Below are 26902 nucleotides of genomic sequence, written 5' to 3'. Positions count from 1 at the left end.
GCGTATCGAGACCAACCTCCTGACAACAGTGGCCACCAGCGTCAGCGGACCGGTGTCGATACGGCGCTGCGCGCCTACTCGACCAACATGTCGCTGACCGCAGTGAGCCGCCGACAGACAGGCTCCTGCCCGGACCTCCGCCGACCGAACGTCCTGATCGCCCTAGCACGGGCGACAACAACATGCTGGTCGAGCAGCCGCCACCGGCGGCGCATCGAGACCCACCCGCCGAGCTGCAACCTCCACTGCAACCGATAGCTCGGTCTCGATACGTCGCTACGCGCCTACTCGACCAGCATGTGCATGCTCTCGGGCAGCCAACCGGGAGAGACGTCAGCGCCCCACGCACGTTCGTCCCACTACCATGCTGGTCGAGTAGCCGCCGACGGCGGCGTATCGAGACCCGGCCCGGCGCTCACACCGTTTCACGTGAAACGGCAACGCACCTTACGGCACCAGCGATACCTCAGTCGGCTCGCCGATCTCCGCCAGGATGCGGTTCAGATCGTGGATCGTCGCGAAGTCGATGACCACCTGCCCCTTGCGGGCTCCGAGCGTCACCTTGACCCGAGTGTTCAGGCGATCGCCGAGGTGGTCCGCCACCGTGCTGAGGTGCCCGGCATGACCGCCCTGCTCCTCCTCCGGCTCGCGCACACTGGCCTTCGGAGCCTTCAGCTGCGCGGCAGCCGCCTCAGCGGCCCGGACCGACAGGTCCTCGTTGACGATCTTGTCCGCGAGCCGGCGCATGAGCTCCGGCGTCTCCACGGACAGCACTGCGCGCGCGTGCCCCGCGCTGAGCACGCCGGCGGCCACCCGTGCCTGCACGTCGGCGGGGAGCCGCAGCAGGCGCAGCGTGTTGGAGATCTGCGGCCGCGATCGCCCGAGGCGCGTCGCCAGTGCCTCCTGCGTGATGCCGAAGTCGCTCAGCAGCTGCTGGTACGCCGACGCCTCCTCGAGCGGGTTCAGCTCGGCCCGGTGCAGGTTCTCCAGGAGCGCGTCCCGAAGCATGTTCTCGTCGGCCGTGTCCTTGACCACCGCGGGGATGGTCTTCAGGCCGGCGGCCTTGGAGGCGCGGAAGCGCCGCTCCCCCATCACCAGCTCGTACTTCGCGCCCTTGCGCCCGGTGACCGGCCGCACCACGATCGGCTGCAGCACCCCGAACTCGCGGATGCTGTGCACCAGCTCGGCCAGCTCGTCCTGGTCGAAGACCGACCGGGGCTGCGCCGCGTTCGGCACGATCTCCGACAGCGACAGCTGCGCGAGCCGTGCGCCGGGGACCTGCAGCAGCTCGTCCTCGGCGTTCGCCGCACCGACCTGATCCGGGAAGAAGACGTCGACGGGCCGCGAACGGGTGTCGTCGCTGACCGGGATCAGGGCGCCGATGCCCCGGCCGAGTCCTGTGCGCTTGGTCGCCATCAGCGGTCCTCTCCATCGGGCGTCGCCGCCGGGGTCTTGGGTACGCCGCGGCGAGCGATCTCCGCCGCCGCCTCGAGATACGCGAGCGAGCCGGACGACTGCGGGTCGTAGCTGATCACGCTCTGCCCGTAGGACGGCGCCTCCGAAATCCGCACGTTCCGAGGAATCACGGCGCGCAGCACCTCCTTCGGGAAGTGCTCGCGCACATCCGCCGCGACCTGGTTGGACAGGTTCGTCCGCCCGTCGAACATCGTCAGCAGGATCGTCGAGACCGCCAGGTTCGGATTGAGGTGCCGCTCGATCAGGTCGATGTTCTTCAACAGCTGGCTGAGACCCTCCAACGCGTAGTACTCGCACTGGATGGGAATCAGCACCTCGCGCGCTGCGACGAAGGCATTGATCGTCAGCAGCCCGAGCGACGGCGGGCAATCGATGAAGACGTAGTCGAACGGCTCGTCCATCCCCTTGAGCATCCGGTCCAGCGCCCGGCGGAGCCGCTGCTCGCGGGCGACGAGGGAGACCAGCTCGATCTCGGCGCCGGCGAGATGGATCGTCGCCGGAACTCCGTAGAGCGAGGCGAACTCCGGGCTCTTCTGCACGACATCGGCCAGGGGTGTGTCGTTCACGATGACGTCGTAGACGCTCGCCGTCTCGGCCCGGTGCTCGATCCCGAGCGCCGTCGACGCGTTGCCCTGCGGATCCAGGTCGATGACCAGCACCTTCGCGTCCCCTCGAGCGAGCCCCGCGGCCAGATTGACGGTGGTCGTGGTCTTGCCGACACCGCCCTTCTGGTTGGAGATCGTGATGACGCGGGTCGTCTCGGGCTTCGGCAGCGGCTGCGCGTTCAGCAGCGCACGCCGGCGCGTCATGTCCGCGATCTCGCGAGCGAGCGGGGTCGAGGCGTCGAATCCTCCGGTCAGTCCGGCGGGGTCGGATCGTTTCACGTGAAACCTTCGCTCAGCGGGTGGAAGTGGGGCAGCACCGAGGGACCGACAGTCGAGGATTCAGGGGATCGCGTGCGACGTCGTGGCGATCATCCCACTGTAGCTCGGACGACCCTCGTCACCTCGGAGAGCACGCCGTCGCCGAGCACGACGACCTCGGGCGGGGAGAGCTTGAAGCGGCGGATCTGCTTCGCCGCGGCCTCGATCTCCTTCTCGGCATTGATGCCCTTCAGCAGGACGAGCTCGCCACCCGGTCGCAGCAGCGGCGCCGTCAGTGGAATGAGCTTCGAGAGAGCACTGACCGCCCGCGCCGTGACCTGATCCAGCGGCTCCGTCAGCCGGACCTCCTCGGCGCGGGCTCGCAGAACCGAGACATTCTCGAGTTCGAGCGCGTCGACCTGCTCCTGCAGCCACAGCACCCGGCGCTCCATCGGCTCGATCAGCACGAAGCGGACGTCCGGCCGCACGATGCCCAGCACGACGCCGGGAAGACCGGCACCACTGCCGACATCACCGACGAGCCCCGGACGCAGGAGAGGGGCCACCAGGGCGCTGTTGAGCACGTGCCTCGTCCAGAGGCGCGGGAGCTCCAGTGGTCCGATCAGGCCCCGCTCCTCCCCCTCACGGGCGAGCGCCTCCGTGAAGCGCCGCAGGACTGGCAGTCGCTCGCCGGCGATCGCGGCGGCGGCGGCGGGCTCCGGCTCGAGGGTCGGCTCCACGGCGCTCAGCCGCGGGTGATGACGGTGTGGCGCTCGCGGGCCTCGCCGCGCGACTCCGACACGAAACCGCGCTCGCCGACCATGTCGTGGACGAGCTTGCGCTCGTAGGACGACATCGGGGGCAGCGACGCCGACGTCGCGCCCTCCTCGATGCGCTCGATCGCGCGGTCGACCAGCTGGGCCAGCTCGGCCTCGCGGGCGTCGCGGGAGCCGCCGATGTCGAGGATGAGCCGCGAGAAGCCGCCCGTCTTCGTCTGCACCGCGAGACGCGTGAGCTCCTGCAGCGCCTGGACCGCGTCCGGGCGGGAGAGCACGCGCAGGTTGGTGTCGCCGGAGGCCGTGACCGACAGGTAGGCCCGGCCGTTGCGGACCTCGATGTCGATGTCGCCGTCGAGGTCACAGATGTCGAGGAACTCCTCGATGTAGTCCGCGGCGACGTCGCCCTCCTCCTCGAGCTGGGACAGCGTCGGCGCGGCACCGCCGTCGGCGGAGGAGGCCCGCGGAGCGAGCTCCTCGTCGGCCGGAGCCTGCGCGTCCGGGGCGGCAGGAGCACCGGTGAACATCTGCGTCGAATCGGTCATTCTGGGGGCCTACTTCTTTCCGGCTTGCTTCTTGGAGCGGTTCTTGCTGACGGGCTGCGCGCGCTGCACGACCTTCTTCTCGACGAGCGTGACGGTGCCGGCGTCGGTCGTCTCCTCGACGAGCTTGCCCTTGCGGCGCAGGCGCTCCTCGCGGGCCTTCGCGGCCTCGCTGCCGGGGGTCGGCATGTTCCGGATGACGATGAACTGCTGGACCATCGTCCAGATGTTCGAGGTCAGCCAGTAGAACATGACGCCGAGGGGGAAGGCGAAGCCCGAGAAGGCGAAGACGAGCGGGAGGATGTAGAGCAGGATCCGCTGCTGCTTGAACGTCGGCGAGGCCTTGGCCTCGGGCGACATGTTCTTCGAGACGATCTGCAGCTGGGTGATGAACTGCGAGGCGGTCATCAGGACCACCATGACGACGGCGATGACGACGACGAGCTCCTGGCCGCCCTCCGCGAGCGCACCCTGGATCGACTGGTGCAGCGGGGCGATGCCGAAGAGGTTGGCCTCACCGAACTGGCGGGCGAGGACGTCGTCCAGCGGACCGACGCCGCGCTGGCTGTGCTGCGCCGAGTTCAGCACCGAGAACAGGCTGAAGAAGATCGGCATCTGGATCAGCAGCGGGAGGCACGAGGCGAGCGGGTTCGTGCCCGTCTTCTTGTAGAGCTCCATCGTCTCGCGGGACATCGCCTCGCGGGACAGCTGGTCGCGCTTGCCCTTGTACTTGTCCTGGATCTTCTTGAGCTGCGGCGCCACCTCCATCATGCGGCGCTGGCTCTTGATCTGCTTGACGAAGATCGGGATGAGCGCGGCGCGGATGACGAGGACCAGCCCCACGATCGACAGCACCCAGGTGATGCCGGCCGCCGCATCGAGGCCGGTGAAGGTCAGCAGCTGGTGGAAGGCGACGAGGAGCAGCTCGACCACCCACTTTAGGGGCCAGAGAATCGTGCCGAGGAGGTCCATGGGAGGGGGTCAGTCCTTTCGAGGGCCCGCGACGAACCCGAATCGCGTCACGGCGAAGCGGGTCCGGCCGGGAGCCGGTCGGTGCAGGGGGATCGAGGTCGGCACGTCGTCGACCCCGCCGGCCGCCCACGGGTGGCAGCGGAGGAGTCGGCGGGCGCCGAGGACGGACCCGAGGACGAGCCCGTGGAGCTGGACCGCCTGGAGTGCGTAGGAGGAGCACGACGGGTAGTAGCGGCAGACGTCGCCGTACAGCGGCGAGATCACCGCCCGGTACACGACGAGCAGCAGGATGCCGATGTTGCGCGGCAGCAGGAGGAGGAACCAGCCCAGGCGGGCGGTCCAGGAGGCCGCAGGCGACGATCCGGAAGCGGTGACGACCGGCGCGGTCGTCGACGGAGCGGCCGTCACCGGAGCGCCTCGCCCGTGCGGACGGCGCGCGCACGGGTGACGGCGGCGACCACGTCCTGCCGCAGCGCGGACCACGGAGCGTCGGCGCTGCCGGGCAGCGCCCGCACGACCACGTCCGTCCCGGACTCCAGCTGCGGCACGAGCTCGAAGGCGACGGCCTTGAGCCGGCGCCGCACGGTGTTCCGCTTCACGGCCGTCCCGACCGTCTTGGCCACGATGAAGCCGAACCGCACCGGTGCGTCGCCGGAGGACCTCCGGACATACGTGACGGTGTGCGGTCCCGTGGACCGCACACCGCGACGGACGACTGCCCGGTACTCGCCACCGAGGACGATGCGATGGGCTCTGGCCAGCACCGCTGGACGGAATCGCTAGGCGCTACGCCGAGAGCTCGGTGCGGCCCTTGGCGCGGCGAGCGCTCAGGATGCCGCGACCGGCACGCGTGCGCATGCGCAGACGGAAGCCGTGCACCTTGGCGCGACGACGGTTGTTCGGCTGGAAGGTTCGCTTGCTCATAGTCAGATCTCCACGTACGGGTTCCGCGGTGCGAGCGGGGCTCCACGCCGGTGGCGGGGGCTCCGGTTCGTCCGGGAAGAGGGGGTGCCCGGGTGCCGATCGGCCCGATCCGCGAGGACCGTGCTCCCGACGCCGGGCAGGCGTCAACTGACTTAAACTACGTCTTCCGCCGCCACCGGTCAAATGTGCGCCGGGCGAAACCTCGATTCTGCACACGGGACGCGGTGTTCCGCGCATTGACACGCGGGTGTCGCTGTGGTGGATTTGTCTCCCGTCGGCTCCGTTGGTTACGGTGTTGAGCCGCAGTTATCCACAGGCGCGAACCGCCCCCTCCCGCGTGATCGCGGGGATCGGGCGAGGCCTGTGGAAGCGCCTGTGCAGGGATCGGGCCCCGGATCTCCGCTGGAACCGAGGGCCCGCCGTGACGGACGACAGCCCGAGGCGGCGGCCAGGATTTCGAGAGCGACCGAGGACCGGAGACAGATGCCTGACGACACGTCGATGATCGACGCGTGGAACGTGATCCGCGGCGAGCTGTCGCGGGACGAGCGCATCACCGCGCCGATGTACGGCTTCGTCTCGCTGGTGGAGCCCAAGGGCATCATGGCGGGCACCTTCTACCTCGAGGTCCCGAACGAGTTCACCCGCGGGATGCTCGAGCACCGGGTCCGCGTGCCGCTGCTCAGCGCGATCGGCGCCCTCGACGACTCCTTCGGCGTCTCGACCTTCGCCTTCGTGGTGAACCCCGACATCGAGCACGAGCCGATGAGCTCCCCGTCGTCCGACTCCCTGAACCCCTTCGAGCCGGTGACCGGCTCCTCCGCCACGGTCGCCCCGCCGGTGCGCGTCGTCGAGGAGCTGCGCACCGTGCCGGCGACCGACACCCGGCTGAACCCCAAGTACAGCTTCGACAACTTCGTCATCGGCGGCTCCAACCGCTTCGCGCACGCCGCCGCGGTCGCCGTGGCCGAGGCGCCGGCGAAGGCGTACAACCCGCTCTTCGTCTACGGCGACTCCGGCCTCGGCAAGACCCACCTCCTGCACGCCATCGGCCACTACGCGATGAGCCTCTACCCGGGCATCCGCGTGCGGTACGTGTCGAGCGAGGAGTTCACCAACGACTTCATCAACTCGATCGCGAACAACCGCGGCAACGCGTTCCACGGCCGGTACCGCAACGTCGACATCCTCCTCATCGACGACATCCAGTTCCTGCAGGGGAAGGCGGAGACGCAGGAGGCGTTCTTCCACACCTTCAACCAGCTGCACGACCACAACAAGCAGGTCGTGATCACCTCCGACCTGCCGCCGAAGGCGCTGACCGGCTTCGAGGACCGCATGCGCTCGCGGTTCGAGTGGGGCCTGATCACCGATGTGCAGGCGCCCGACCTCGAGACCCGCATCGCGATCCTCCGCAAGAAGGCCGTCAGCGAGAAGCTGCTCGTCCCGGACGACATCCTCGAGTTCATGGCGTCGAAGGTGTCCAGCAACATCCGCGAGCTGGAGGGGACGCTGATCCGCGTCACCGCGTTCGCGAGCCTCAACCGCACCCCGGTGGACATGGCGCTGGTGCAGACGGTCCTGAAGGACCTGATCACGCTCGACGAGGACAACGTGATCTCGCCGGTCGACATCATCAATCACACCGCGGACTACTTCAAGCTCACGGTCGACGACCTCTACGGCTCGTCGCGCTCGCAGGCCGTGGCCACCGCCCGTCAGATCGCGATGTACCTCTGCCGCGAGCTGACCAACCTCTCGCTGCCCAAGATCGGCCAGCTGTTCGGCAACCGCGACCACACCACGGTCATGTACGCGAACAAGAAGATCTCGGAGCTCATGAAGGAGCGCCGCAGCATCTACAACCAGGTCACCGAGCTGACCACCCGCATCAAGACCAACCGCTGACGCCCGAGCCGCGGCTGCTCCCTCTCTCTCCGGTCGAGCAGCCGCGCGCGCACGCCGGCCGAGCAGCCGCGCAGCGGCGCTTCCATGGTGGTCGAGTAGCCGCGCAGCGGCCCCCATGCTGGTCGAGTAGCCGCGCAGCGGCGTATCGAGACCCCCGGTGACGCCGGATCTCGATACGCGCCCTCCGGCCGCTACTCGATCAGCATGGGACGCCCACCGCTCCCCTCTCTCCACCACCCGCACAGCGGCCCCCACATGCTGGTCGAGTAGCCGCGCAGCGGCGTATCGAGACCCACCCTCCCGGTGACGCCGTCTCCCCCTACGCCCCCGCACCACCCCGCCACGCCCGCCCTCGTTCGCCACATCGAACGATTCCGGTCGATTTCCACACGTGTGAGCAACCTGTGGATAACTGTGGACAACCGCCCTCGACCTGTGCGCTCCGAGCCCCCGCCTGTGCACTCGCGACCACCCGCCCGGATCCCTCCACAGGCCGTCCACGACCGCGCTCACACTCCGTCCACAGCTCGACCCCCTCCGCATCGCAGTCGTGAGTAGGGGTCCCGGACGTTTTCCACAGTTTCCACACGTGTTAACACTGTTAACGCAGTTCTCTCTTTAATCAGGGGCGGACCGGCAACCTCTCCACAGGGCTCGGCTGCGCCGGGAGGGCGCCGTGCTTCCGGGCACGTCGAAGCTGACGAGTACGATGGGCGTCGGTCTTCGTCCACGACTCGTCAGGGGTGTTCTCGTGAGGTTCCAAGCCAACCGCGATGTCTTCAGCGAGGCGGTGTCGTTCGCGGTCAAGCTGCTGCCGCAGCGCACGACTCTGCCGATCCTCTCGGGCATCCTCATCGAGGCGACCGCCGAGGGCCTCACGCTCTCCTCGTTCGACTACGAGGTCTCCGCGCAGACGCAGATCGCGGCCGACGTCGAGGAGACCGGCACGGTCCTCGTCTCCGGCCGGCTGCTCGCCGACATCGCGAACCGCCTCCCCAACGCCCCGGTGCGCGTCGCGACGGAGGAGTCGCGCGTCTCGGTCTCGGCCGGCTCCGCGCACTTCACGCTGCTGCAGATGCCCGTGGAGGAGTACCCGAGCATCCCCGAGATCGACGCCTCCACCGGCCTCGTCCCCGCGGACGCCTTCTCCGCCGCGATCTCGCAGGTCGCCGTCGCCGCCTCCCGCGACGACGTCACCCCCGTGATCACCGGCGTGCAGCTCGAGATCACCGAGAACACCATCGGCCTCGTCGCCACCGACCGCTACCGCGTCGCCGTCCGCGAGATCGACTGGGACAACGGCGACAACGCCGCCCCCAGCCAGCCGCTGACCGCCCTGGTCCCCGCGCGCACCCTGCAGGAGGTCGGCAAGACCTTCAGCCACTCCGGCACCGTCTCGGTCGCGATCACCCAGCGCGACGAGCGCGAGCTGATCGCCTTCACCGCCGACCGCAAGACGGTCACGTCGCTCCTGATCAAGGGCAACTTCCCGCCCGTCAAGCGCCTCTTCCCCGCCTCGGTCGAGAACTACGCCGTGATGGCGACGAGCGACCTCATCGAGGCCACCCGCCGCGTCTCGCTCGTCCTCGAGCGCGAGGCCGCCCTGCGCTTCAGCTTCAGCAGCGACGGGCTCACCCTCGAGGCCATCGGCTCCGAGCAGGCTCAGGCGTCCGAGAGCATCGACGCCATCGTCACCGGAGTCGACGTCGTCGTGTCGCTGAAGCCGCAGTTCCTGCTCGACGGCCTCGCCGCCGTGCACTCGGAGTTCGTGCGCATCGCGTTCACGAAGACCGAGAACCCCAACAAGCCCGGACCGGTCCTGATCACGGCGCAGACCTCGCGCGAGCAGCCCGGGAGCGACAGCTACCGCTACCTGCTCCAGCCGAACCTGCTCCTGCGCTGACCGCTCCTCCCCGATCGCAGCGCCGCGACCGCCCTGCTCCCGACGAGCACCCGCCCGCCGGACATCGAATCCCAGGAAGGTTCACCATGCACATCGGACTCGTCGGACTCGGCAAGATGGGCGACAACATGCGCTCCCGCCTGCGGGCGAAGGGCGTCGAGGTCACCGGCTACGACCGCAACCCGGACGTCTCGGACGCCGCCTCGCTCGACGAGATGATCGCCGCCCTCCCTGCGCCGCGCGTCGTCTGGGTCATGGTCCCGGCCGGCGCCATCACGGACGCCGTCGTCACGGACCTGTCCGAGAAGCTCAGCGAGGGCGACCTGGTCATCGACGGCGGCAACTCCCGCTTCACCGAGGACTTCAAGCACGACGCGCTGCTCAAGCCCAAGGGCATCCACTACATCGACGCCGGTGTCTCCGGCGGCGTCTGGGGCCTCGAGAACGGCTACGGCCTCATGGTCGGCGGCCCGAAGGAGCTCGTCGAGTACGCGATGCCCGTCTTCGACGCGCTGCGCCCCGAGGGCCCCCGCGAGGAGGGCTTCGTCCACGTCGGCGAGGTCGGCGCCGGTCACTACGCGAAGATGGTGCACAACGGCATCGAGTACGCGCTGATGCAGGCGTTCGCCGAAGGCTACGAGCTCCTCGACACCCGCAAGGACATCATCAAGGACGTCACCGGCACCTTCAAGGCGTGGCAGCGCGGCACGGTCGTCCGCTCCTGGCTCCTCGAGCTGCTCGTCCGCGCACTCGAGCAGGACCCGGAGTTCGAGCACATCGAGGGCTACGTCCAGGACTCCGGCGAGGGCCGCTGGACCATCGAGGAGGCCATCAACAACGCCGTCCCCGTCCCCACGATCAGCGCCTCGATCTTCGCGCGGTTCGTCTCCCGCCAGGAGGACTCCCCCGCGATGAAGGCGGTCGCGGCGCTCCGCAACCAGTTCGGCGGGCACAGTGTCAAGGCGGTCGACTGAGCGCAGCTCAGTCGACCGGTGAGGCCGGTCCCTGCCCGGCCTCACGGCGGTCGGCTTCTCGAAGCTGTGGCGTCATGCAGAGCCGGTCGCGGACGGCGACCTGCGGCCCGCCGCCACCGTGAGGCAGGGATGCTCTCACGGCGGCGGCGGGCCTCCGGCCGCCTGCACCCTGCGCGGGGGAGTTCGTCGACTCCTGGTGTGCTCGGTGGGGGACGCGCGTCCTTCGGACGACGCGGTGGCTTGCTCGGTCGCGTCCTGCGGACGGCGGGGTTCCATGCTGGTCGAGTAGCCGCGCAGCGGCGTATCGAGACCCCGCGTCGGCATGCGCCGGGTCGGGCAGAGTGGAGACGGAGGAGGTGAGCGCGTGCAGGTGACGCAGCTGGCGTTGAGCGACTTCCGCAACTACGCCTCCGTGGACGTCGCGCTCGCGCCGGGCCCGAACCTCTTCGTCGGGCGCAACGGCCAGGGCAAGACGAACCTGGTCGAGTCGCTCGGCTACCTCTCCACCCTCGGCTCGCACCGGGTGTCCACCGATCAGGCGCTGATCCGCGCGGGGCAGGACAGCGCGGTGATCCGCGCACGCCTGCGCAACGGGGACCGCGACCTGCTCGCCGAGGTGCAGATCAACCGCTCCTCGGCCAACCGCGCGCAGATCAACCGCGGCGGCATCAAGCCGCGCGAGCTGCCCCGCTTCTTCTCGAGCGTCCTCTTCGCACCGGAGGACCTCCTCCTCATCCGCGGCGACCCGTCCGCGCGGCGCCGCTTCCTCGATCAGCTGGTCGTCCTCCGTTCCCCGCGCATGAGCGCCGTGCAGGCGGACTACGAGCGGGTGCTCCGCCAGCGCAACTCCCTCCTCAAGTCCGCGCGGGCGAGCGGCGTCCGCGATCCCGCCAAGCTCGGGACGCTCGACATCTGGGACGAGCGCCTCGTCGCCCTCGGCACCGAGATCATCCAGTCGCGGCTGACCCTGGTCGACGAGCTGAGCGGCCCGGTCCGCGCCGCCTACGAGGCGGTCGCGGGAGCGGATCAGCGCCCGGTCCTGCGCTCGCGCCTGAGCATCGAGGGAGCGGTCGACGACGACGACGAGCCCGTCGCGACGGGCGAGGCCTCCGCGGCGCCGGCGGAGCTGGCCGCGACCTTCTCCGGGGCCCTGCTCTCCGTGCGCCGACGCGAGCTCGACCGCGGCATCTCGCTGGTCGGGCCGCACCGCGACGACGTCCAGTTCGAGCTGAACGACCTGCCGGCCAAGGGCTACGCCAGCCACGGCGAGAGCTGGTCCTTCGCGCTCGCACTCAAGCTCGGCGCGGCCGAGCTGCTCCGGCGCGACTCCCCCATGGGCGATCCCGTGCTGATGCTCGACGACGTCTTCGCCGAGCTCGACGCCCGCCGGCGCGAGCGGCTCGCCGCCGTGGTCGCCGACTACGAGCAGGTGCTGATCACGGCCGCCGTCTTCGATGACGTCCCGGCGGCGCTGGCGGCGCACACCGTGCGCATCGAGGCGGGCCGCATCGTCGAGTCCGACGCCGTCGTCGTCCCGGAGACTCCCCTGACCGCGCCCGAGAAGGCCGCGGAGCCCGAGGCGGGGCCCGAGGCCGAGTCGGCGCCGAACGCCGCGCCCGAGCCGGCGCCCTCCGCGGAGACCGAGCCCGTCCCCGAGCCTTCCGAAGAGCCCGAGCCCACCCCGGACCCCGACCGTGGCTGACTCCCCCCGCCGCGGCGCTCCCTCCCCCGCTCCCGACTCCGAGGCGGCGCGCGTCTACCAGCACCTCAAGGAGGTCTTCGGCGGCGACGCCCCCCGCCGGGTGCGCAAGACCGTCGACCGCGCCGAGCCGAAGGGCGACGCGGCCCCGTTCGGCGGGGGCCGCGATCCGCACGACCTCGGCGACGTGCTCTCCTCTCTCACGGTGAAGCTCGGCTGGACCGCTCCCCTCGCCCAGGGCGATCTGATGTCGTCCTGGACGGCCATCGCCGGCGAGGAGACGGCGAAGCACTCCACTCCGGTCGGCGTGGTGGACGGCGTGCTCACGGTGGCGTGCGAGTCGACGGCCTGGTCGACGCAGCTGCGTCTGATGCGGATCGAGATCATGAACCACATCGCGGTGAACCACCCGGACGCGGGGATCACCGCGATCCGTTTCCAGGGGCCCGACGTCCCGAACTGGAAAAAGGGCCCCAGGTCGATTCCAGGGCGTGGTCCGCGCGATACCTACGGCTGAGGACGCATTTTCGGTCGACCCCGGAGAAATCGTTCGTCAGATCGCCACTGAGCGCCGCGCGACCGGCCGCCGCGCGGTAGAATGGAGGGCCGCCGAACCGCAGCGTCGACCCCGTGCGCGCGATCTCCAGATCCGCCTGCGCGCCGCGACGGACCGTCAGAGGAGAACTCCACAGCTATGACACCCGAGCCGACCGACTCCACGTCAGCCCCCGCAGCGAACGACCTGGACGCGAACGGCTCCACCGGCCCCTCCGCTCCGGTCGCGGCCGCTCCCGCCGAGGCGGCACGGGGCGAGGGGATGTCGACGAAGTCCTCCGGCGATTACGGCGCGAACCAGATCCAGGTCCTCGAGGGCCTCGAGGCGGTCCGCAAGCGCCCCGGCATGTACATCGGCTCGACGGGCCCGCGCGGTCTGCACCACCTGGTCTACGAGATCGTCGACAACGCCGTCGACGAGGCGCTCGCGGGCTACTGCGACAACATCGAGGTGGTCATGCGCGCCGACGGCGGCCTGACCGTCGTCGACAACGGCCGCGGCATCCCGGTCGACATGCACCCCACCGAGGGCATCTCGACCGTGGAGCTCGTGCTGACCGTCCTGCACGCCGGCGGCAAGTTCGGCGGCGGCGGCTACGCCGTCTCCGGTGGTCTGCACGGCGTCGGCTCGTCCGTCGTCAACGCCCTCTCCACCCGACTCGAGGTCGAGGTGAAGCGCCAGGGCGCTTCCTACAGCATGACCTTCGCGGACGGAGTGCCGGAGTCGCCGCTCGCGAAGGGCGGGCCGAGCGACGAGACCGGCACCACCATCACCTTCTGGCCGAACGCCGAGATCTTCGAGACCGTCGAGTTCGACTACGAGACCCTCCGCGCCCGGTTCCAGCAGATGGCGTTCCTCAACAAGGGCCTCCGCATCGCGCTGACCGACGAGAAGGAGATCGAGTTCGACGGCGAGGGGGAGAACGAGACCTCCGGCCCGCGCGGCGACGTCTTCCTCTACGAGAAGGGCCTGGTCGACTACGTCGAGTACATTAACTCGCTGAAGAAGTCCGATCTCGTGCACTCCGAGATCATCGACTTCGAGTCCGAGGACACCGAGCGCCGCATCTCGCTCGAGGTCGCGATGCAGTGGACGACGGCGTACACCGAGAGCGTGCACACCTACGCGAACACGATCAACACGCACGAGGGCGGCACGCACGAGGAGGGGTTCCGGGCGGCGCTGACGACGCTCGTCAACAAGTACGCGCGCGCGAACAACCTGCTCAAGGACAAGGACGAGAACCTCTCGGGCGACGACATCCGCGAGGGCCTCACCGCCGTCGTGTCGATCAAGCTCGGCGAGCCGCAGTTCGAGGGCCAGACCAAGACCAAGCTCGGCAACACCGAGGCCAAGGCGTTCGTGCAGCGGGTCGCCGGCGAGCAGCTCGCTGACTGGTTCGATCGCAACCCCAACCAGGCCAAGGACATCATCCGGAAGGCGATCCAGGCGGCCTCCGCGCGGATGGCCGCCCGCAAGGCGCGGGAGACCGCGCGTCGCAAGGGCCTGCTCGAGGGCGGCGGCATGCCGGGCAAGCTCAAGGACTGCCAGTCGAAGGACCCGTCGATCTCCGAGATCTTCATCGTCGAGGGCGACTCGGCCGGCGGCTCCGCCGTCCAGGGCCGCAACCCCGAGACCCAGGCGATCCTCCCCCTCCGCGGCAAGATCCTCAACGTCGAGAAGGCCCGCCTCGACCGCGCCCTCGGCAACAACGAGGTCCAGGCGATGATCACGGCCTTCGGAGCCGGCATCGGCGAGGACTTCAACCCCGACAAGGCGCGGTACCACAAGATCATCCTGATGGCCGACGCCGACGTCGACGGCCAGCACATCACGACGCTGCTGCTGACCCTGCTGTTCCGCTACATGCGCCCGCTGATCGACCTCGGCTACGTCTACCTCGCGCAGCCGCCGCTCTACCGCCTCAAGTGGTCGAACTCGCCGCACGAGTACGTCTACAGCGACCGCGAGCGCGACGCGCTGCTCGCGCACGGCGCCGCATCGAATAAGCGCATGCCCAAGGAGAACGGGATCCAGCGCTACAAGGGCCTCGGCGAGATGGACTACAAGGAGCTGTGGGAGACCACGATGGACCCCGCCACGCGGACCCTCCTCCAGGTCACCCTCGACGACGCGGCCGCCGCCGACGAGATCTTCTCGACCCTGATGGGCGAGGACGTCGAGTCCCGCCGCTCCTTCATCCAGAAGAATGCGAAGGACGTGAGATTCCTCGACATCTAGAAGATGGCGAGGAATCTCACGTCCTTCGAAAGGCGGCAGCCCGGCGGTCCAGTGGACCGCCGCCGCGACCACTTCGAAGACGTGACGGCGACCCTCAATGGGTCGCATTCCCGAGAAGCACCACGCAGCGGCCTCAGCGGCCGACGACGAGAACACTGACACCCAGCGCGACCCGCCCCCGTCACGACCCGGGGCCCGGACCCACCTGAGAAGACAGAGATCATGGCAGACGAATCAGACACCCCCACCGGACCGGACGACGGCGAGGACATCGTCACCGAGACCGGTGTCGTGATCCACGGGCACGACAAGATCGAGCCGGTCGACCTCCAGCTCGAGATGCAGCGCTCCTACCTCGACTACGCGATGAGCGTCATCGTCGGCCGCGCGCTGCCCGAGGTGCGCGACGGCCTGAAGCCCGTGCACCGCCGCGTGATCTACGCGATGTACGACGGCGGCTACCGCCCCGACAAGGCGTTCTCGAAGTGCTCTCGCGTCGTCGGCGACGTGATGGGCCAGTTCCACCCGCACGGCGACTCGGCGATCTACGACGCACTCGTCCGGCTCGTCCAGCCGTGGAGCCTCCGCTACCCGCTGGCGCTCGGCCAGGGCAACTTCGGCTCCCCCGGCAACGACGGCGCCGCGGCCCCCCGCTACACCGAGACCAAGATGGCGCCGCTGGCCCTCGAGATGGTCCGCGACATCGACAAGAACACCGTCGACTTCCAGGACAACTACGACGGCCGCACCCGCGAGCCGGCGATCCTTCCCGCGCGCTTCCCCAACCTGCTGGTCAACGGCTCGGTCGGCATCGCGGTGGGCATGGCCACCAACATCCCGCCGCACAACCTCCGCGAGGTCGCCGCCGGCGCGAAGTGGGCGCTGGAGAACCCGGAGGCATCGCGCGAGGAGCTGCTCGAGGCGCTGCTGCAGCGCATCAAGGGCCCCGACTTCCCGACCGGGGCGCAGATCCTCGGCGTCCGCGGCATCCAGGACGCGTACCGCACGGGCCGCGGCTCGATCACGATGCGCGCCGTCGTCTCGATCGAGGAGATCCAGGGCCGCACCTGCCTCGTGGTCACCGAGCTGCCGTACCAGGTGAACCCGGACAACCTCGCGATCAAGATCGCCGAGCTGGTCAAGGACGGCCGCGTCTCCGGCATCGCCGACATCCGCGACGAGACCTCGGGCCGCACCGGCCAGCGCCTCGTCGTCGTGCTCAAGCGCGACGCGGTCGCGAAGGTCGTGCTGAACAACCTCTACAAGCACACCCCGCTGCAGGAGAACTTCGGCGCGAACATGCTCGCGATCGTCGACGGCATCCCGCGCACGCTCTCGCTCGACGGCTTCATCCGCGCCTGGGTCGACCACCAGGTCGAGGTCGTCGTCCGCCGCACCCAGTACCTGCTCGACGAGGCCGAGGCGCGGATCCACATCCTGCGCGGCTACCTCAAGGCGCTCGACGCGCTGGACGAGGTCATCGCCCTCATCCGCCGCTCCCCCACGGTGGAGGAGGCCCGCGACGGCCTGATGGAGCTCCTCGACATCGACGAGGTGCAGTCGCGCGCCATCCTCGACATGCAGTTGCGCCGGCTCGCCGCGCTCGAGCGCCAGAAGATCATCGACGAGCACGACAGGATCCAGGCCGAGATCGAGGACTACAAGTCGATCCTCGCGAGCCCGGAGCGCCAGCGGACGATCATCTCGGACGAGCTCGACGAGATCGTCGACCGCTTCGGCGACGACCGCCGCACCGAGATCCTCTTCGGCTTCGACGGCGATATGAGCGTCGAGGACCTGATCCCCGAGGAGGAGATGGTCGTCACCGTCACCCGCGGCGGCTACCTCAAGCGCACCCGCAGCGACTCCTACCGCGCCCAGCACCGCGGCGGCCGCGGCGTGCGCGGCGCTCAGCTCAAGGCCGACGACATCGTCGAGCACTTCTTCGTCACCACGACGCACCACTGGCTGCTGTTCTTCACGAACACCGGCCGCGTGTACCGCGCCAAGACGTACGAGCTGCAGGAGGTCAGCCGCGACGCGAAGGGCCAGCACATCGCGAACCTCCTCGCGCTGGAGCCCGGCGAGCAGATCGCGCAGATCCTCGACATCCGCGATTACGAGGCGGCCCGCTACCTCGTCCTCGCCACCCGCGACGGCCTCGTCAAGAAGACGGCGCTGATGGAGTACGACACCAACCGCTCCGGCGGCATCATCGCGATCAAGCTCCGTGAGGGCGACGAGCTCGTCTCCGCGCTCCTGGTCGACGAGGACAGCGACGTGCTGCTCGTCTCGCGCAAGGGCATGTCGATCCGCTTCACCGCGTCCGACCAGGCCCTCCGCCCCATGGGCCGCTCCACCTCCGGAGTGATGGGCATGTCGTTCCGCGGCGACGACCGACTGCTGGACGCCAACGTCGTCAGCGACGAGGGCTACGTCTTCGTCGTGACCGAGGGCGGCTACGCGAAGCGCACCGCGGTCGACCAGTACCGGCTCCAGGGCCGCGGCGGTCTGGGCATCAAGGTGGCCAAGCTCGAGGAGAAGCGCGGCGACCTGGTGGGCGCCATCATCACCGGGGAGGACGACGAGGTGCTCGTCGTGCTCGCCAGTGGCAAGGTGGTACGCTCTGCCGTGGCCGAGGTACCGGCCAAGGGTCGCGACACCATGGGAGTCGTCTTCGCACGATTCGCAGACGACGACCGCATCATCGCACTCGCCAAGAACACCGAACGCAATCTCGACGCCCAGGACGAGGATCCCGACGCCGCGGCGTCGGCCGAGTCCGAAGCGGTGTCGGAGGAGGATGAGTCCGTCGATGAGTAGCACGGTCGCCGAGAAGCTCGCCAAGAAGTCCGCGAAGAGCCCGGCGGCGAAGCAGGTCAGACTCAAGCTGGTGTACGTCGACTTCTGGTCGGCCGTCAAGCTGTCGTTCCTGCTCGGTCTGACGCTGGCGATCATCACGATCGTCGTCGTCTACCTCGTCTACACGGTGCTCGCGCAGACCGGCGTCTTCGACGAGGTCAACGGCCTCGTCCAGGACATCGCCGGCGCGGAGGCGTTCGACCTCAACACGATCATCTCGCTGCCCCAGATCATGGGCTTCGCGGTCGTCGTCGCGGTGCTGAACACCATCGTCACCACCGCCCTCGGTGCGATCGTGGCGCTGCTGTACAACCTCAGCGTCAAGATCACCGGCGGCCTGCTGGTCGGCTTCACCAACCAGTAGGGCGGAGCGGCCGATTGGGATTCTGACCCGGCGTCGGGTAGAGTCACATCTGGCCATTTCGGGGGTATAGCTCAGGCGGTTAGAGCGCTTCACTGATAATGAAGAGGTCCCAGGTTCAAGTCCTGGTACCCCCACGTGCCGAACGGCCCGACATCGCGAGGTGTCGGGCCGTTCCACTCTCGCCGGCGTTCCGCCGCCGGTCCGGGGCCTTAGCTCAGTTGGTAGAGCGCCTGCTTTGCAAGCAGGATGTCAGGAGTTCGAATCTCCTAGGCTCCACACTCGAACCCGTCCGCGGGTCCTCCTCACCCGCCGTGCGTGCCGTGCCGCGGTCGGCGCGCTCTGGCGGCGAACTCGTCGAGGGCCGCCAGGACCTCCACGGCCTCGAACGATCGGTTCCTGCGTCCCGCTCGCGACGGGGTTCGGCGGTCAGTGGGCGATGACGCAGATCAAGGGATAGCCGGGTAGCCCTTGATGAGAGCTCTCCGAACGGCGAGCAATTCGTCCTCCGGCGTGCGGCGGCGGGGTCAGCGGGGCTGGCAGGCCAGGCCGAGGAAGTTCTCGACGGACAGGGTCTCGGAGGTGCCGTCGCGGATGTCGCCGACGATGATCTCGCCGACGGACAGGGTGTCGAACTGCTCGGCGGTGAAGACCACGGGGCGCCCGATGACCGAGCCGCCGACCGCGTAGGCGCCGAGGGTGAGGTCGACGCCGAGAGGGAAGCGCTCGATCTCCCGGTCGGCGGGCCAGACGGTGCGGCCGGCGAGGTCGGTGGCGCCGATGTCGTCGACGGGCTCCGGGGCGACCCAGCGGGTGATCCGCCGCGCGCGATCGCCGATCAGCAGGGGAGCGGTGTCCTCGACGGCGAGGTCGAGGCCGTCGACGGCTCCGGAGCAGACGACGACGACGCCCAGCACCTCGGCGCGCTGTCCGCCGCGGCCGATGCCGACGGTCGCCTCGGAGACGGGCTCCGTCGCGCAGCCGGACAGCGCCAGCGAGGCCGTGGCCGCCAGCACGACCGCGACGCTGGCGACTCGACGACGATGCGGCACGAGGTCACCCTACGGCGAGGGCGAGCGCGGAGAGCGCCTGGGGGAGTGACGGCGCCCCCTCCGCACGGAACACCGCGCGGCCGTCGGCGTCGCGGACCACGACTGTGGGGGTGGAGCGGATGTCCGCGGCTTCCGCTGCCTCGGGCGCGAAGGCGACGTCGAACTCGCGGATCTCCGCAGCGGGGACCAGCTCCGCCGCGCGCTCGAGCACGCTGCGGGCCGCGTTGCAGGCGCCGCAGAACGCGGACGTGTAGAGCTCGACGATCACAGGGGAGACAACACCGGGCGGCACCGCGCGATTCCCGGGATGGATCTCGATACGCCCGCTGCGCGGGCTACTCGATCAGCATGGAGGTCGATCCACATCGGATGTGACGCCGTGAGGCGCTCTGCATGCTGGTCGAGTAGCCGCCGGAGGCGGCGTATCGAGACCCGCCGTCAGCGCAGCGTCCAGGCCTCGTTCATCGTCAGCGCGACGTCGATCAGCTCGACCCGCTCGAGTCCCTCGACCTCGGCCAGCGGGAACCACGCCGCGGCGTCCGTCGAGCCGTCGACCTCGTGGGTCAGCTCGCCGCCGGTCACCCGGGCGCGGTAGACGACTCGGATCGCGTGCAGCGGGCCGGCGTCGGGGTCGCTGCGGCGGTGCGCGGGGATCACGTGCGAGTCGACGCCGATCAGCCCCTCGAGTTCGGCGTGGTAGCCGGTCTCCTCGAAGATCTCGCGGACGGCCGCGTCGGCGGGCGACTCGCCCTCGTCGATGCCGCCGCCGGGAAGCGTCCACGCCTCCCAGGGTCCCTGGCTCCAGTGCGCGAGGAGCATGCGCTCGCCGTCGATGATCACGCCGTACGCGGCGACCCGGATGTCCACCTCAGCAGCCTAACCGCGGACCGCGCACCACCGGACACGCGTGAGGCCCGGACCCGCAGTGCGGTGTCCGGGCCTCACGCGGCGACTCAGGAAGCGGTCGACGCCGGCGACTGCGCGGCGCTGGCCGGCTCGTCCTCGGCGACCCACAGCTCGTCGTCGGCGCGGAACGTCTGCCAGACGGCGTAGCCGATGCCGCCCACGGCGACGAGGGCGGCGCCGATCGCGAAGACCGTGCCGACCTTGTTCTTCTTCTTCGGGGGAGTGGTGAGCTCCTCCCAGCGCGCCTTCGAGATCTCGGCGAGCTTCGCGCGGTTCTTCGAGTCCTTGGCGGCCTCGAACGCGGCCGCGGCGGTGCCGCCGACAGCGGCGAAGGTCGGGAGGACCTTGTGCTTGTAGGCGTCGCGTGCGGAGGAGTACGTGCCCTCGACGGCGGAGACCCCGTTGTCGTAGACGGGCTTCACCCGGCTCGAGTAGGCGTCCTTGACGGCCGGCACGACCTCCTTCTTCGCGTACTTGGTCGCGTGGCGGCGGCTCTTCTCGAGAACGGAGGCGGCGTGCGCCAGCACCTCCTGCTGCTCACTCCAGACCGCCTCGGCGTTCTTGCGGAGGCGCTTGAGATCCTTCTTGTGCTTACGTGACAGACCCACTTGGTCCTCCATCGGCTACGAGCGGCGAACAACGGCTCAATACTGCCACTCATCCCGCGGCCCGCGCATCGCGCACCCAGCGCATTGACACCCGGCGTTGCGGAGCCCTACAGAGCCGCTGTGCGAGAATCCACCCATGCCTTTGCACACCGCAGTCGCGACGTTCCACACGACCAAGGGCGACATCGTCGTCAACCTCTACGGCAACCACGCGCCGAAGACGGTCCGCAACTTCGTCGGTCTCGCGACCGGCGACATCGAATGGACCCACCCGGCGACGGGCGCGAAGACGAAGGAGCCGCTCTACAACGGCACCGTCTTCCACCGCATCATCCCCGACTTCATGCTCCAGGGCGGCGACCCGCTCGGCCAGGGCATCGGCGGCCCGGGCTACCAGTTCGACGACGAGATCAACTCCGAGCTCGACTTCACCCAGCCCTACATCCTCGCGATGGCGAACGCCGGCAAGCAGGCGGGTCGCGGCACCAACGGCTCGCAGTTCTTCATCACCGTCGCGCCGACCACCTGGCTCCAGGGCAAGCACACCATCTTCGGCGCCGTCGCCGACGACGAGTCCAAGAAGGTCGTCGACGCCCTGTCGGCCGTGGCGACCGACGGTCGCGACAAGCCCCTCGAGGACGTCGTCATCGAGAGCGTCGAGATCACCGAGGTCTGACCGCCTCTCCACCACTCATCGAGGGTCGGGTCCGTCTGGGCCCGGCCCTCGTTCTCTCTCCCGGAGGAACGTCCGTGACCCAGGTCCCGCCGAGCAGCAGCACCTACACCTGCTACCGCCACCCCGATCGCCAGAGCTTCGTGCGCTGCCAGCGGTGCGGTCGCACGATCTGCGGCGAGTGCCAGACCCCGGCCCCGGTCGGTGTCATCTGCCCGGACGACATGGCGCAGCAGCGCAGCGAGGCCCCGCGCGTCCGCGGACCGCTCGTGTCGCGGGTGCGGGCGATGACACGGGCCGACCAGCCGACCGTCACCTACGCGATCATCGCGCTCTGCGTCCTGGTCTGGATCCTCGAGGTGCTCCCCTTCATCGGGAACACCGTGCTCAACGCGATCGCCTACTTCCCCGCGTACACGCTGCCCGGCTTCGGTGCGGGCTTCGAGCCCTGGCGGATGATCACGTCGATCTTCGCGCACAGCACGTCCCTCTTCTTCGTGGTGCCCTTCCACCTCCTGCTGAACATGTACACGCTGTGGGTCTTCGGCATGGCGCTCGAGCGGATGCTCGGCCGCGGGCGCTACCTGACGCTGTTCCTCCTCAGCGGCTTCGCAGGCTCGGTCGGCGTCCTGCTCCTCTCCAGCCCGCTGACGCCGGTGATCGGTGCCTCGGGCGCCATCTTCGGGCTGATGGGCGCGTACCTCGTGATCCTTCGCCACCTCGGCGGGCAGGCCTCGCAGCTGCTGGTGCTGGTCGGGCTCAACCTCGTGATCGGCTTCCTGCCGGGGATGAACGTCGCCTGGCAGGCGCACGTCGGCGGCCTGGTCGCCGGTGCTCTCATCGGACTCGTCTTCACCCGGACGCGGCAGCGCTCGCAGCGACGCACCCAGAACCTTCTCGTCGGGCTGATCGGCGTCGGCCTCGTGGCGATCACCGTCGGGGCGTACGTCCTGGCCTGAGGCCCCGCGGCACGGGCCGGGAGCCTGTCCACAGGGCGTTCTCCACTGTCCACAGCAGCTGTCCACAGCTGGGGACGAAGTTATCCACAGAGTTGTTAACACTGGGGAGAACTACGCCGTTGTCATTCGGAGCGGCCGGTGAGACGGCCTCCGGATCGGCGATCCCGCCCCGTCCCGCCGCCGATGCGCGCCCGAACACGCTCCGCATCCGCGGACTGGCGCGGGGTCCGAAGTTGTCCACAGGAGTTTCAACACCTGGGGATAATTACACGCGTGTAGTTCGCCGTTGAGGGGCCGAGACGACCGTGGCGTCGAGCTCGTCGTCGAGGAGGATCGACGGGTCGAATCCCGCGTCCGCGAAGAGCGCCGCCGTCCGCTCCGCCTGCTCCCGGCTGGTCTCGATCGCGACCGCGCCGTCCTCACTCAGCCAGGGGAGGACCTCCGCCGCGATCCGGTGGTGCAGCGCCAGGCCGTCGCCCCCGCCGTCGAGGGTCGACGTCGGCTCGTGCAGGCGCGCTTCCGGTGGCATCAGCGCGATCGCGGCGGTCGGCACGTACGGCGCATTGACCACGACGAGGTCGATCCGACCCCGGAGATCCTCGGGGAGGGCGGCGAACAGGTCGCCTCGGTGGACCGTCGCGAGTCCCGCCAGGGTTCGCCGGGCGCACGCGACCGCGGCGGGGGAGAGGTCGGCCGCGTGGAGGGTGAGGCCGTCGCGCTCCTCGAGAAGGGCTCGCCCGATCGCTCCGACACCGCAGCAGAGGTCGAGGACGGTCGCGGGCCCCCGCCCGTCCAGCAGCGCGAGCGCCGCGTCGACGACGGCCTCGGTGCGCCGTCGGGGGACGAAGACGCCGGGCGAGACCGGGATGCGCAGCCCGCGGAAGGCGACCCAGCCGAGGATCTGCTCGAGCGGCTCCCCGGCCTCACGGCGACGCAGGAGCGCGTCGAGGCGGTCGGAGCCGGCCGCCGCCTCGTGCAGGAGCTCCGCCTCCTCCTCCGCGAAGACGCAGCCCGCCGCACGCAGGCGCGCGACCGACGATGCGAGGGCCGGCGGGAGACCCGATCCCGGGGACGACGAACGCCCCGTCGGCGGACCGGACGGGGCGTCGTTCATGCGGGCGTGATCAGCGCCAGCGCGTCGTCATGAGGAAGCCGATGAAGGCGATTCCGAAGCCGATGAGGATGTTGGCGTTGCCGAGATCCGGCACGGGGAGCGTGCCCTGGCTCACGTAGAAGACGATGATCCACGCGAGGCCCAGCAGCATGAACCCGAACATGACGGGCTTGAACCACACCGGATTGGGTGCATCCTCACCGGTCCGGGCCTCGTCGCGCTCGGGCTTCGGGCTCTTCGTCGCTCGTGCCATGCCTTCCACTGTACCGGGAGACGGCCGCCGACCGGGAGCGCGAGGCCGGGGGGATGCCGTGCAGGCGCGCAGGAGCGGCTGTGCGGAACGCGCCAGGGGCCGCGGAGCCCGTCGGACGGGCGCGCCCCGCGCCTAGACTCGTCGCATGAGTGCCCCGTCGCCCGCCGCCGCCCCGCTGCGACCGCGCGACCGACGAGAGCGCACACGGCGACCGCGCCGCCGCCTGACGTTCTTCGGCGTCCTCGGCGAGCTGCTCATGACCGCCGGAGCGCTCGTCCTGCTCTATCTGGGCTGGCAGCTCTGGTGGAACGACGCGGTGATCGCCGGCCAGCAGACCTCCGAGGCCGCGGAGCTCCGGCAGAGCTGGGGTGACGCCGCCCCCGCGCCGGAGCCCTCGACGGCGCCGAGCGAGACCCCCGCCGGCTTCGGCGATCCGGTGATCGCTCCGGTGGCGGCACTCGACACCTCCTTCGGCAACCTCTACATCCCGCGCTACGGCGAGGGCTGGGTCCGCACCATCGCGGAGGGCGTGGACGCCGAGAACGTCCTCGACGAGGGCAGCATCGGTCACTACCCGGGCACGCAGATGCCGGGCGAGGCGGGGAACTTCGCCCTCGCGGCGCACCGCAGCGCCTACGGCGGCGGCATGCACCTGATCGACCAGCTCCAGCTCGGCGACGCGATCTACATCGAGACGGCGGACGGCTGGTACACCTACCGGTTCCGGAACCTCGAGTACGTGCAGCCCTCGGAGATCCAGGTCATCGACCCCGTCCCGTGGACGACGGGAGTGACGCCGACCGACCGGCTGATCACCCTCACGAGCTGCAACCCTCTGCTGTCCACCGCCGAGCGGATCATCGCCTACGGCGTCTTCGAGTCCTGGCAGCCGCGCTCCGCGGGTGCGCCGGCCGAGATCGCCGCCTCTCTCGCGCAGGAGGGCTGACCGTGTACGCGGCACTCTGGCGGGTCCTGCCCGGACCCTGGTGGCTCCGGCTGCTCCTCGTGATCGTCCTCGTGGTGGCGGTGCTCGCCGCGCTCGCCGAGTGGGTCTTCCCCTGGGTGCAGTCGCTCGTGCTCGATCAGAACGTCACCGTCGGGACGTGAGCCGGCCCCCGAGGCGGTCGGCGCGATGACGCGGGTCCTGGTCGTCGACAACTACGACAGCTTCGTCTTCACACTCGTCGCCTACCTGCGCGAGGCGGGGGCGGAGGTCGACGTCGTCGAGGGAGCGGAGCTGTCTCCGCGCGACGCGATCGACCGCGCGGCAGGGAGCGACGGGATCGTGCTGTCGCCAGGGCCGGGCCGACCGGAGGACGTCCCGACGTCGGTGGCGCTCGCGCGGCACGCCCTGGCCGAGGCGCAGCCGCTCCTCGGGGTCTGCCTCGGGCACCAGGTGCTCGCGCACGCCCTCGGTGCGCGCGTCCGCGAAGCTCCGGAGCTGATGCACGGCCGGACCTCGGCGGTCGTGCACGACGGCGACCCGCTGTTCTCCGGGATCCCCTCGGGATTCACGGCGATGCGCTACCACTCGCTCGCCGTCCAGCGCTCGACACTGCCTGCGGAGCTCGCCGTCATCGCGGGGACCGCCGAAGGGGTCGTGATGGCGCTGCGCCATCGGACCGCCCCCGCGGTCGGCGTCCAGTTCCACCCCGAGTCCGTCCTCACCGAGGGCGGTCGTCGGCTGATCTCGAACTGGCTCCTCGAGACGGAGCTGCCCCGTCCGACCCGATAGGCGCGGGAGCGGAATGCGGAGCCCGGTCGTTCCGCACCGCTTATCGGACCGGGTGATCAGGCCCATTCACCGCTTATCGACGCCCCATTCACCCCTCCCGGTCCGAGAGATCACCTGTGCGGGTCACCCCCTGATGGGGGGCTGAGATGAGCGTCAGAAGGGGTGCGATCCGCGCCATCGACGCGCTATGAGAGCGCGTACTCTTTTAGAGATCGGCGCCACGACAAGGAAGTGCCGCTCGCGGGCCTTCGCGATCCCCCCGAGCGGGTGGCGTGATTTGACGGAGCACTGGCGGATGATGCGAGGGGCATGACGGGCATAATCGGAGGGCGCCGGTTAGGGGACCGGTGCCGTCGAGAAGAGAATTCCGAGGCATCACATGGTGGAATCGATTTCTTGGGCTTATTCCGGAATTCGCGAGCTCGAGACACTGGGCCCACGCATTGTCGTCAAGCCGGGCACTGTTCCGCGCATGGCGGGCTCCGGTTTCACCGCGGCCGGCATCAGCGTCGTGCTCCTGACGACCTCGCCTCTGCGGGTCCTCCGGGGGACCTGGGGCGCCGACGACACGTCGATCCTGAGCTTCAGCTTCCTGATCGAGGGCGCGGTCCGGCTCGTCGGGCCGGACCGGACGGTGCTCCTGCGGCCCGGCTCGATCGCCTATCAGCCGGGGACGACCACCTTCACCACCGAGTCGACGATGCCCGTCACCTCCCTCCAGATCACCATCCGCGCGGACGAGATGCGCCGCTACGGCTTCGATCTCGGCTCGAACGTGTACGCGCTCGATCCGGACGCCCGGTCCACCCGGGCGGCCTTCGCCTTCACGACGGCGTTCGCGCTCGCGGCGGAGTCGGGCACGGGACTCCCGTCGGACCACGAGGTCGACGGCTTCGGGCACGTGGTCAAGCAGCTGCTCGTGAGCGCCTTCCTCGCCTCGGCCGGCTCCCAGCCCGGGACGACGAGTGTGCGCGCGGCGACCCTCGGCCGAGCGCGGACCGTGATCGACCGGACCCACCGGACCCCGCGCTGCACCCCGGAGGCGGTCGCGGACGCGGTCAACGTGTCCACGCGCTCGCTGCAGCGGCTCTTCGAGGACGCGGGGACGACGGTGGCGAGCGAGATCGAGCGCGCCCGGGTCGCCAGCGCCGTCGAGCTGCTCCGGCGCCGCCCGCGCGAGGTGCCGCTCGAGACCATCGCTGCGGCGTCGGGCTTCTCGTCCGCCGATCACCTCCGCCGGGCCCTGAAGCGTCGCGAGGGTCTCACCCCGAGCGACATCCGCGGGCGGGTGGGGACGTCGCTGGACGCCGGCTCGCCGGACGACGGTGTGCTGCGGCTCGCGCCGCCGCTCGCGGACGCCGCCCGGCGCGCGTAGGACGCCCGAGTCCGGCGCCCACCGCCCGGGCCGTCCTTGCTGATCGAGTAGCCCGCGCAGCGGGCGTGTCGAGATCCACCAGCGCCGGAAGGGCGAGTCTGCGGACCTGTCCTGCTGACGACGACGGGTCTCGATACGCCCCTGCGGGGCTACTCGACCAGCATGTACGC

28 protein-coding genes and 2 tRNA genes are annotated in these 26902 nt (G+C 69.7%); 16 read left to right on the top strand and 14 right to left on the bottom strand.

Going from position 1 to position 26902, the window contains the following annotated elements; translation table 11 throughout:
* Positions 1 to 447 precede the first annotated feature (447 nt).
* The 8 genes from EDF36_RS00405 to rpmH form a co-directional block, all read right to left on the bottom strand.
* A complete protein-coding gene (locus EDF36_RS00405; RefSeq protein ID WP_123731437.1) occupies positions 448 to 1416 on the bottom strand; it encodes a ParB/RepB/Spo0J family partition protein in 969 nt (322 codons plus the stop codon).
* Positions 1416 to 2285: a ParA family protein gene (locus tag EDF36_RS00400; protein ID WP_123706250.1), complete on the bottom strand. Its 870-nt coding sequence runs from the start codon at positions 2283 to 2285 to the stop codon at positions 1416 to 1418. Before EDF36_RS00400 ends, EDF36_RS00405 begins: the two co-directional genes overlap by 1 nt.
* A 164-nt stretch (positions 2286 to 2449) precedes the next feature.
* Positions 2450 to 3079: a 16S rRNA (guanine(527)-N(7))-methyltransferase RsmG gene (gene rsmG, locus EDF36_RS00395; protein ID WP_123731436.1), complete on the bottom strand. Its 630-nt coding sequence runs from the start codon at positions 3077 to 3079 to the stop codon at positions 2450 to 2452.
* Positions 3080 to 3084: 5 nt separating this feature from the next.
* Positions 3085 to 3660, bottom strand: a complete 576-nt coding sequence (locus EDF36_RS00390; RefSeq protein ID WP_243732904.1) for a R3H domain-containing nucleic acid-binding protein — start codon at positions 3658 to 3660, stop codon at positions 3085 to 3087.
* Positions 3661 to 3669: 9 nt separating this feature from the next.
* A complete protein-coding gene (gene yidC / locus EDF36_RS00385) occupies positions 3670 to 4629 on the bottom strand; it encodes a membrane protein insertase YidC (RefSeq protein WP_123447263.1) in 960 nt (319 codons plus the stop codon).
* A 9-nt stretch (positions 4630 to 4638) separates the two neighbouring features.
* Complete coding sequence (gene yidD / locus EDF36_RS00380) at positions 4639 to 4959, bottom strand: membrane protein insertion efficiency factor YidD (RefSeq protein ID WP_123447535.1); 321 nt, start codon at positions 4957 to 4959, stop codon at positions 4639 to 4641.
* Between the two features lie 74 nt (positions 4960 to 5033).
* Positions 5034 to 5393, bottom strand: a complete 360-nt coding sequence (gene rnpA, locus EDF36_RS00375) for a ribonuclease P protein component (RefSeq protein ID WP_123447262.1) — start codon at positions 5391 to 5393, stop codon at positions 5034 to 5036.
* Positions 5394 to 5415: 22 nt separating this feature from the next.
* The gene (gene rpmH, locus EDF36_RS00370; RefSeq protein ID WP_055784512.1) at positions 5416 to 5553 is read right to left on the bottom strand and encodes a 50S ribosomal protein L34; all 138 of its coding nucleotides are present in this window, start codon (positions 5551 to 5553) and stop codon (positions 5416 to 5418) included.
* A gap of 483 nt (positions 5554 to 6036) precedes the next feature.
* Here rpmH and dnaA point away from each other — a divergent pair, with 483 nt between their 5' ends.
* The 10 genes from dnaA to EDF36_RS00320 all read left to right on the top strand — a co-directional run bounded on the left by dnaA (position 6037) and on the right by EDF36_RS00320 (position 18336).
* Complete coding sequence (dnaA, locus tag EDF36_RS00365; protein WP_123447261.1) at positions 6037 to 7461, top strand: chromosomal replication initiator protein DnaA; 1425 nt, start codon at positions 6037 to 6039, stop codon at positions 7459 to 7461.
* A 751-nt stretch (positions 7462 to 8212) separates the two neighbouring features.
* Positions 8213 to 9364, top strand: a complete 1152-nt coding sequence (gene dnaN / locus EDF36_RS00360; protein WP_123447260.1) for a DNA polymerase III subunit beta — start codon at positions 8213 to 8215, stop codon at positions 9362 to 9364.
* 86 nt (positions 9365 to 9450) lie between these two features.
* The gene (gene gnd / locus EDF36_RS00355; RefSeq protein WP_123731435.1) at positions 9451 to 10338 is read left to right on the top strand and encodes a phosphogluconate dehydrogenase (NAD(+)-dependent, decarboxylating); all 888 of its coding nucleotides are present in this window, start codon (positions 9451 to 9453) and stop codon (positions 10336 to 10338) included.
* Positions 10339 to 10702: 364 nt separating this feature from the next.
* Positions 10703 to 12040 carry a DNA replication/repair protein RecF gene (gene recF, locus EDF36_RS00350; protein ID WP_221181579.1) on the top strand — a complete coding sequence of 446 codons (1338 nt, stop codon included), beginning with the start codon at positions 10703 to 10705 and terminating at the stop codon, positions 12038 to 12040.
* Complete coding sequence (locus EDF36_RS00345; RefSeq protein ID WP_123447257.1) at positions 12033 to 12554, top strand: DUF721 domain-containing protein; 522 nt, start codon at positions 12033 to 12035, stop codon at positions 12552 to 12554. The genes recF and EDF36_RS00345 overlap by 8 nt, the downstream gene beginning before the upstream one ends.
* Positions 12555 to 12854: 300 nt before the next feature.
* Positions 12855 to 14834, top strand: a complete 1980-nt coding sequence (gene gyrB, locus EDF36_RS00340) for a DNA topoisomerase (ATP-hydrolyzing) subunit B (protein WP_123731904.1) — start codon at positions 12855 to 12857, stop codon at positions 14832 to 14834.
* 222 nt (positions 14835 to 15056) lie between these two features.
* Positions 15057 to 17657: a DNA gyrase subunit A gene (gene gyrA / locus EDF36_RS00335; RefSeq protein ID WP_123447256.1), complete on the top strand. Its 2601-nt coding sequence runs from the start codon at positions 15057 to 15059 to the stop codon at positions 17655 to 17657.
* A complete protein-coding gene (locus tag EDF36_RS00330) occupies positions 17650 to 18060 on the top strand; it encodes a DUF3566 domain-containing protein (protein ID WP_123447255.1) in 411 nt (136 codons plus the stop codon). The genes gyrA and EDF36_RS00330 overlap by 8 nt, the downstream gene beginning before the upstream one ends.
* Before the next feature lie 60 nt (positions 18061 to 18120).
* Positions 18121 to 18194, top strand: a tRNA-Ile gene (locus EDF36_RS00325).
* A 69-nt stretch (positions 18195 to 18263) separates the two neighbouring features.
* A tRNA-Ala gene (locus EDF36_RS00320) sits at positions 18264 to 18336 on the top strand.
* A 248-nt stretch (positions 18337 to 18584) separates the two neighbouring features.
* Here the strand turns inward: EDF36_RS00320 and EDF36_RS00315 are convergent.
* The 4 genes from EDF36_RS00315 to EDF36_RS00300 form a co-directional block, all read right to left on the bottom strand.
* Positions 18585 to 19109 carry a hypothetical protein gene (locus EDF36_RS00315; protein ID WP_133961335.1) on the bottom strand — a complete coding sequence of 175 codons (525 nt, stop codon included), beginning with the start codon at positions 19107 to 19109 and terminating at the stop codon, positions 18585 to 18587.
* A 4-nt stretch (positions 19110 to 19113) separates the two neighbouring features.
* Positions 19114 to 19377, bottom strand: a complete 264-nt coding sequence (locus EDF36_RS00310) for a thioredoxin domain-containing protein (protein WP_123447253.1) — start codon at positions 19375 to 19377, stop codon at positions 19114 to 19116.
* A gap of 170 nt (positions 19378 to 19547) precedes the next feature.
* Positions 19548 to 19976 carry an NUDIX hydrolase gene (locus EDF36_RS00305; RefSeq protein ID WP_123447252.1) on the bottom strand — a complete coding sequence of 143 codons (429 nt, stop codon included), beginning with the start codon at positions 19974 to 19976 and terminating at the stop codon, positions 19548 to 19550.
* 86 nt (positions 19977 to 20062) lie between these two features.
* Positions 20063 to 20623: a hypothetical protein gene (locus tag EDF36_RS00300; RefSeq protein WP_123706109.1), complete on the bottom strand. Its 561-nt coding sequence runs from the start codon at positions 20621 to 20623 to the stop codon at positions 20063 to 20065.
* Positions 20624 to 20759: 136 nt separating this feature from the next.
* Between EDF36_RS00300 and EDF36_RS00295 the strand changes: the two genes are divergently transcribed.
* Entirely contained in the window at positions 20760 to 21299 is a 540-nt protein-coding gene (locus tag EDF36_RS00295; protein WP_123447250.1) for a peptidylprolyl isomerase, read from the top strand.
* A gap of 74 nt (positions 21300 to 21373) precedes the next feature.
* On the top strand, positions 21374 to 22255 hold the full coding sequence (locus tag EDF36_RS00290; protein ID WP_123447249.1) for a rhomboid family intramembrane serine protease: 882 nt from the start codon (positions 21374 to 21376) through the stop codon (positions 22253 to 22255).
* Positions 22256 to 22520: 265 nt separating this feature from the next.
* Here the strand turns inward: EDF36_RS00290 and EDF36_RS00285 are convergent, their stop codons facing one another.
* Complete coding sequence (locus EDF36_RS00285) at positions 22521 to 23369, bottom strand: putative protein N(5)-glutamine methyltransferase (protein WP_123731434.1); 849 nt, start codon at positions 23367 to 23369, stop codon at positions 22521 to 22523.
* Positions 23370 to 23379: 10 nt separating this feature from the next.
* Positions 23380 to 23622 (bottom strand): cell division protein CrgA, encoded by a 243-nt coding sequence (locus tag EDF36_RS00280; protein WP_123447247.1) that lies wholly within the window; start codon positions 23620 to 23622, stop codon positions 23380 to 23382.
* Positions 23623 to 23767: 145 nt separating this feature from the next.
* Between EDF36_RS00280 and EDF36_RS00275 the strand changes: the two genes are divergently transcribed.
* From EDF36_RS00275 to EDF36_RS00265, 4 genes are all read left to right on the top strand, one after another.
* A complete protein-coding gene (locus EDF36_RS00275) occupies positions 23768 to 24568 on the top strand; it encodes a class E sortase (protein WP_123731433.1) in 801 nt (266 codons plus the stop codon).
* A gap of 2 nt (positions 24569 to 24570) precedes the next feature.
* Positions 24571 to 24729, top strand: a complete 159-nt coding sequence (locus tag EDF36_RS21055) for a hypothetical protein (protein WP_164874570.1) — start codon at positions 24571 to 24573, stop codon at positions 24727 to 24729.
* Positions 24730 to 24754: 25 nt separating this feature from the next.
* Entirely contained in the window at positions 24755 to 25357 is a 603-nt protein-coding gene (locus EDF36_RS00270) for an aminodeoxychorismate/anthranilate synthase component II (protein WP_123731432.1), read from the top strand.
* A gap of 472 nt (positions 25358 to 25829) precedes the next feature.
* Positions 25830 to 26732 (top strand): helix-turn-helix domain-containing protein, encoded by a 903-nt coding sequence (locus EDF36_RS00265; RefSeq protein ID WP_185020314.1) that lies wholly within the window; start codon positions 25830 to 25832, stop codon positions 26730 to 26732.
* The last annotated feature ends 170 nt before the right edge of the window (positions 26733 to 26902 follow it).

Origin of the sequence: Rathayibacter sp. PhB152, assembly GCF_003751395.1 — a bacterium.
Taxonomy (GTDB): Bacteria; Actinomycetota; Actinomycetes; order Actinomycetales; family Microbacteriaceae; genus Rathayibacter; species Rathayibacter festucae.
Note: the sequence above shows the minus strand (reverse complement) of the source record. Positions and strands in the feature narration are given on the sequence as shown.

Bases quoted from the DNA above. Each gene is read 5' to 3' on its own strand.
- rpmH (WP_055784512.1), bottom strand. From the start codon at position 5,553: ATGAGCAAGCGAACCTTCCAGCCGAACAACCGTCGTCGCGCCAAGGTG.
- dnaA (WP_123447261.1), top strand. From the start codon at position 6,037: ATGCCTGACGACACGTCGATGATCGACGCGTGGAACGTGATCCGCGGC.
- EDF36_RS00265 (WP_185020314.1), top strand. From the start codon at position 25,830: ATGGCGGGCTCCGGTTTCACCGCGGCCGGCATCAGCGTCGTGCTCCTG.
- gnd (WP_123731435.1), top strand. From the start codon at position 9,451: ATGCACATCGGACTCGTCGGACTCGGCAAGATGGGCGACAACATGCGC.
- EDF36_RS00270 (WP_123731432.1), top strand. From the start codon at position 24,755: ATGACGCGGGTCCTGGTCGTCGACAACTACGACAGCTTCGTCTTCACA.
- EDF36_RS00280 (WP_123447247.1), bottom strand. From the start codon at position 23,622: ATGGCACGAGCGACGAAGAGCCCGAAGCCCGAGCGCGACGAGGCCCGG.
- EDF36_RS00400 (WP_123706250.1), bottom strand. From the start codon at position 2,285: ATGACGCGCCGGCGTGCGCTGCTGAACGCGCAGCCGCTGCCGAAGCCC.
- gyrA (WP_123447256.1), top strand. From the start codon at position 15,057: ATGGCAGACGAATCAGACACCCCCACCGGACCGGACGACGGCGAGGAC.
- gyrB (WP_123731904.1), top strand. From the start codon at position 12,855: ATGTCGACGAAGTCCTCCGGCGATTACGGCGCGAACCAGATCCAGGTC.
- EDF36_RS00330 (WP_123447255.1), top strand. From the start codon at position 17,650: ATGAGTAGCACGGTCGCCGAGAAGCTCGCCAAGAAGTCCGCGAAGAGC.
- EDF36_RS00275 (WP_123731433.1), top strand. From the start codon at position 23,768: ATGAGTGCCCCGTCGCCCGCCGCCGCCCCGCTGCGACCGCGCGACCGA.
- EDF36_RS00295 (WP_123447250.1), top strand. From the start codon at position 20,760: ATGCCTTTGCACACCGCAGTCGCGACGTTCCACACGACCAAGGGCGAC.
- EDF36_RS00405 (WP_123731437.1), bottom strand. From the start codon at position 1,416: ATGGCGACCAAGCGCACAGGACTCGGCCGGGGCATCGGCGCCCTGATC.
- EDF36_RS00285 (WP_123731434.1), bottom strand. From the start codon at position 23,369: ATGAACGACGCCCCGTCCGGTCCGCCGACGGGGCGTTCGTCGTCCCCG.
- EDF36_RS00390 (WP_243732904.1), bottom strand. From the start codon at position 3,660: ATGACCGATTCGACGCAGATGTTCACCGGTGCTCCTGCCGCCCCGGAC.
- yidC (WP_123447263.1), bottom strand. From the start codon at position 4,629: ATGGACCTCCTCGGCACGATTCTCTGGCCCCTAAAGTGGGTGGTCGAG.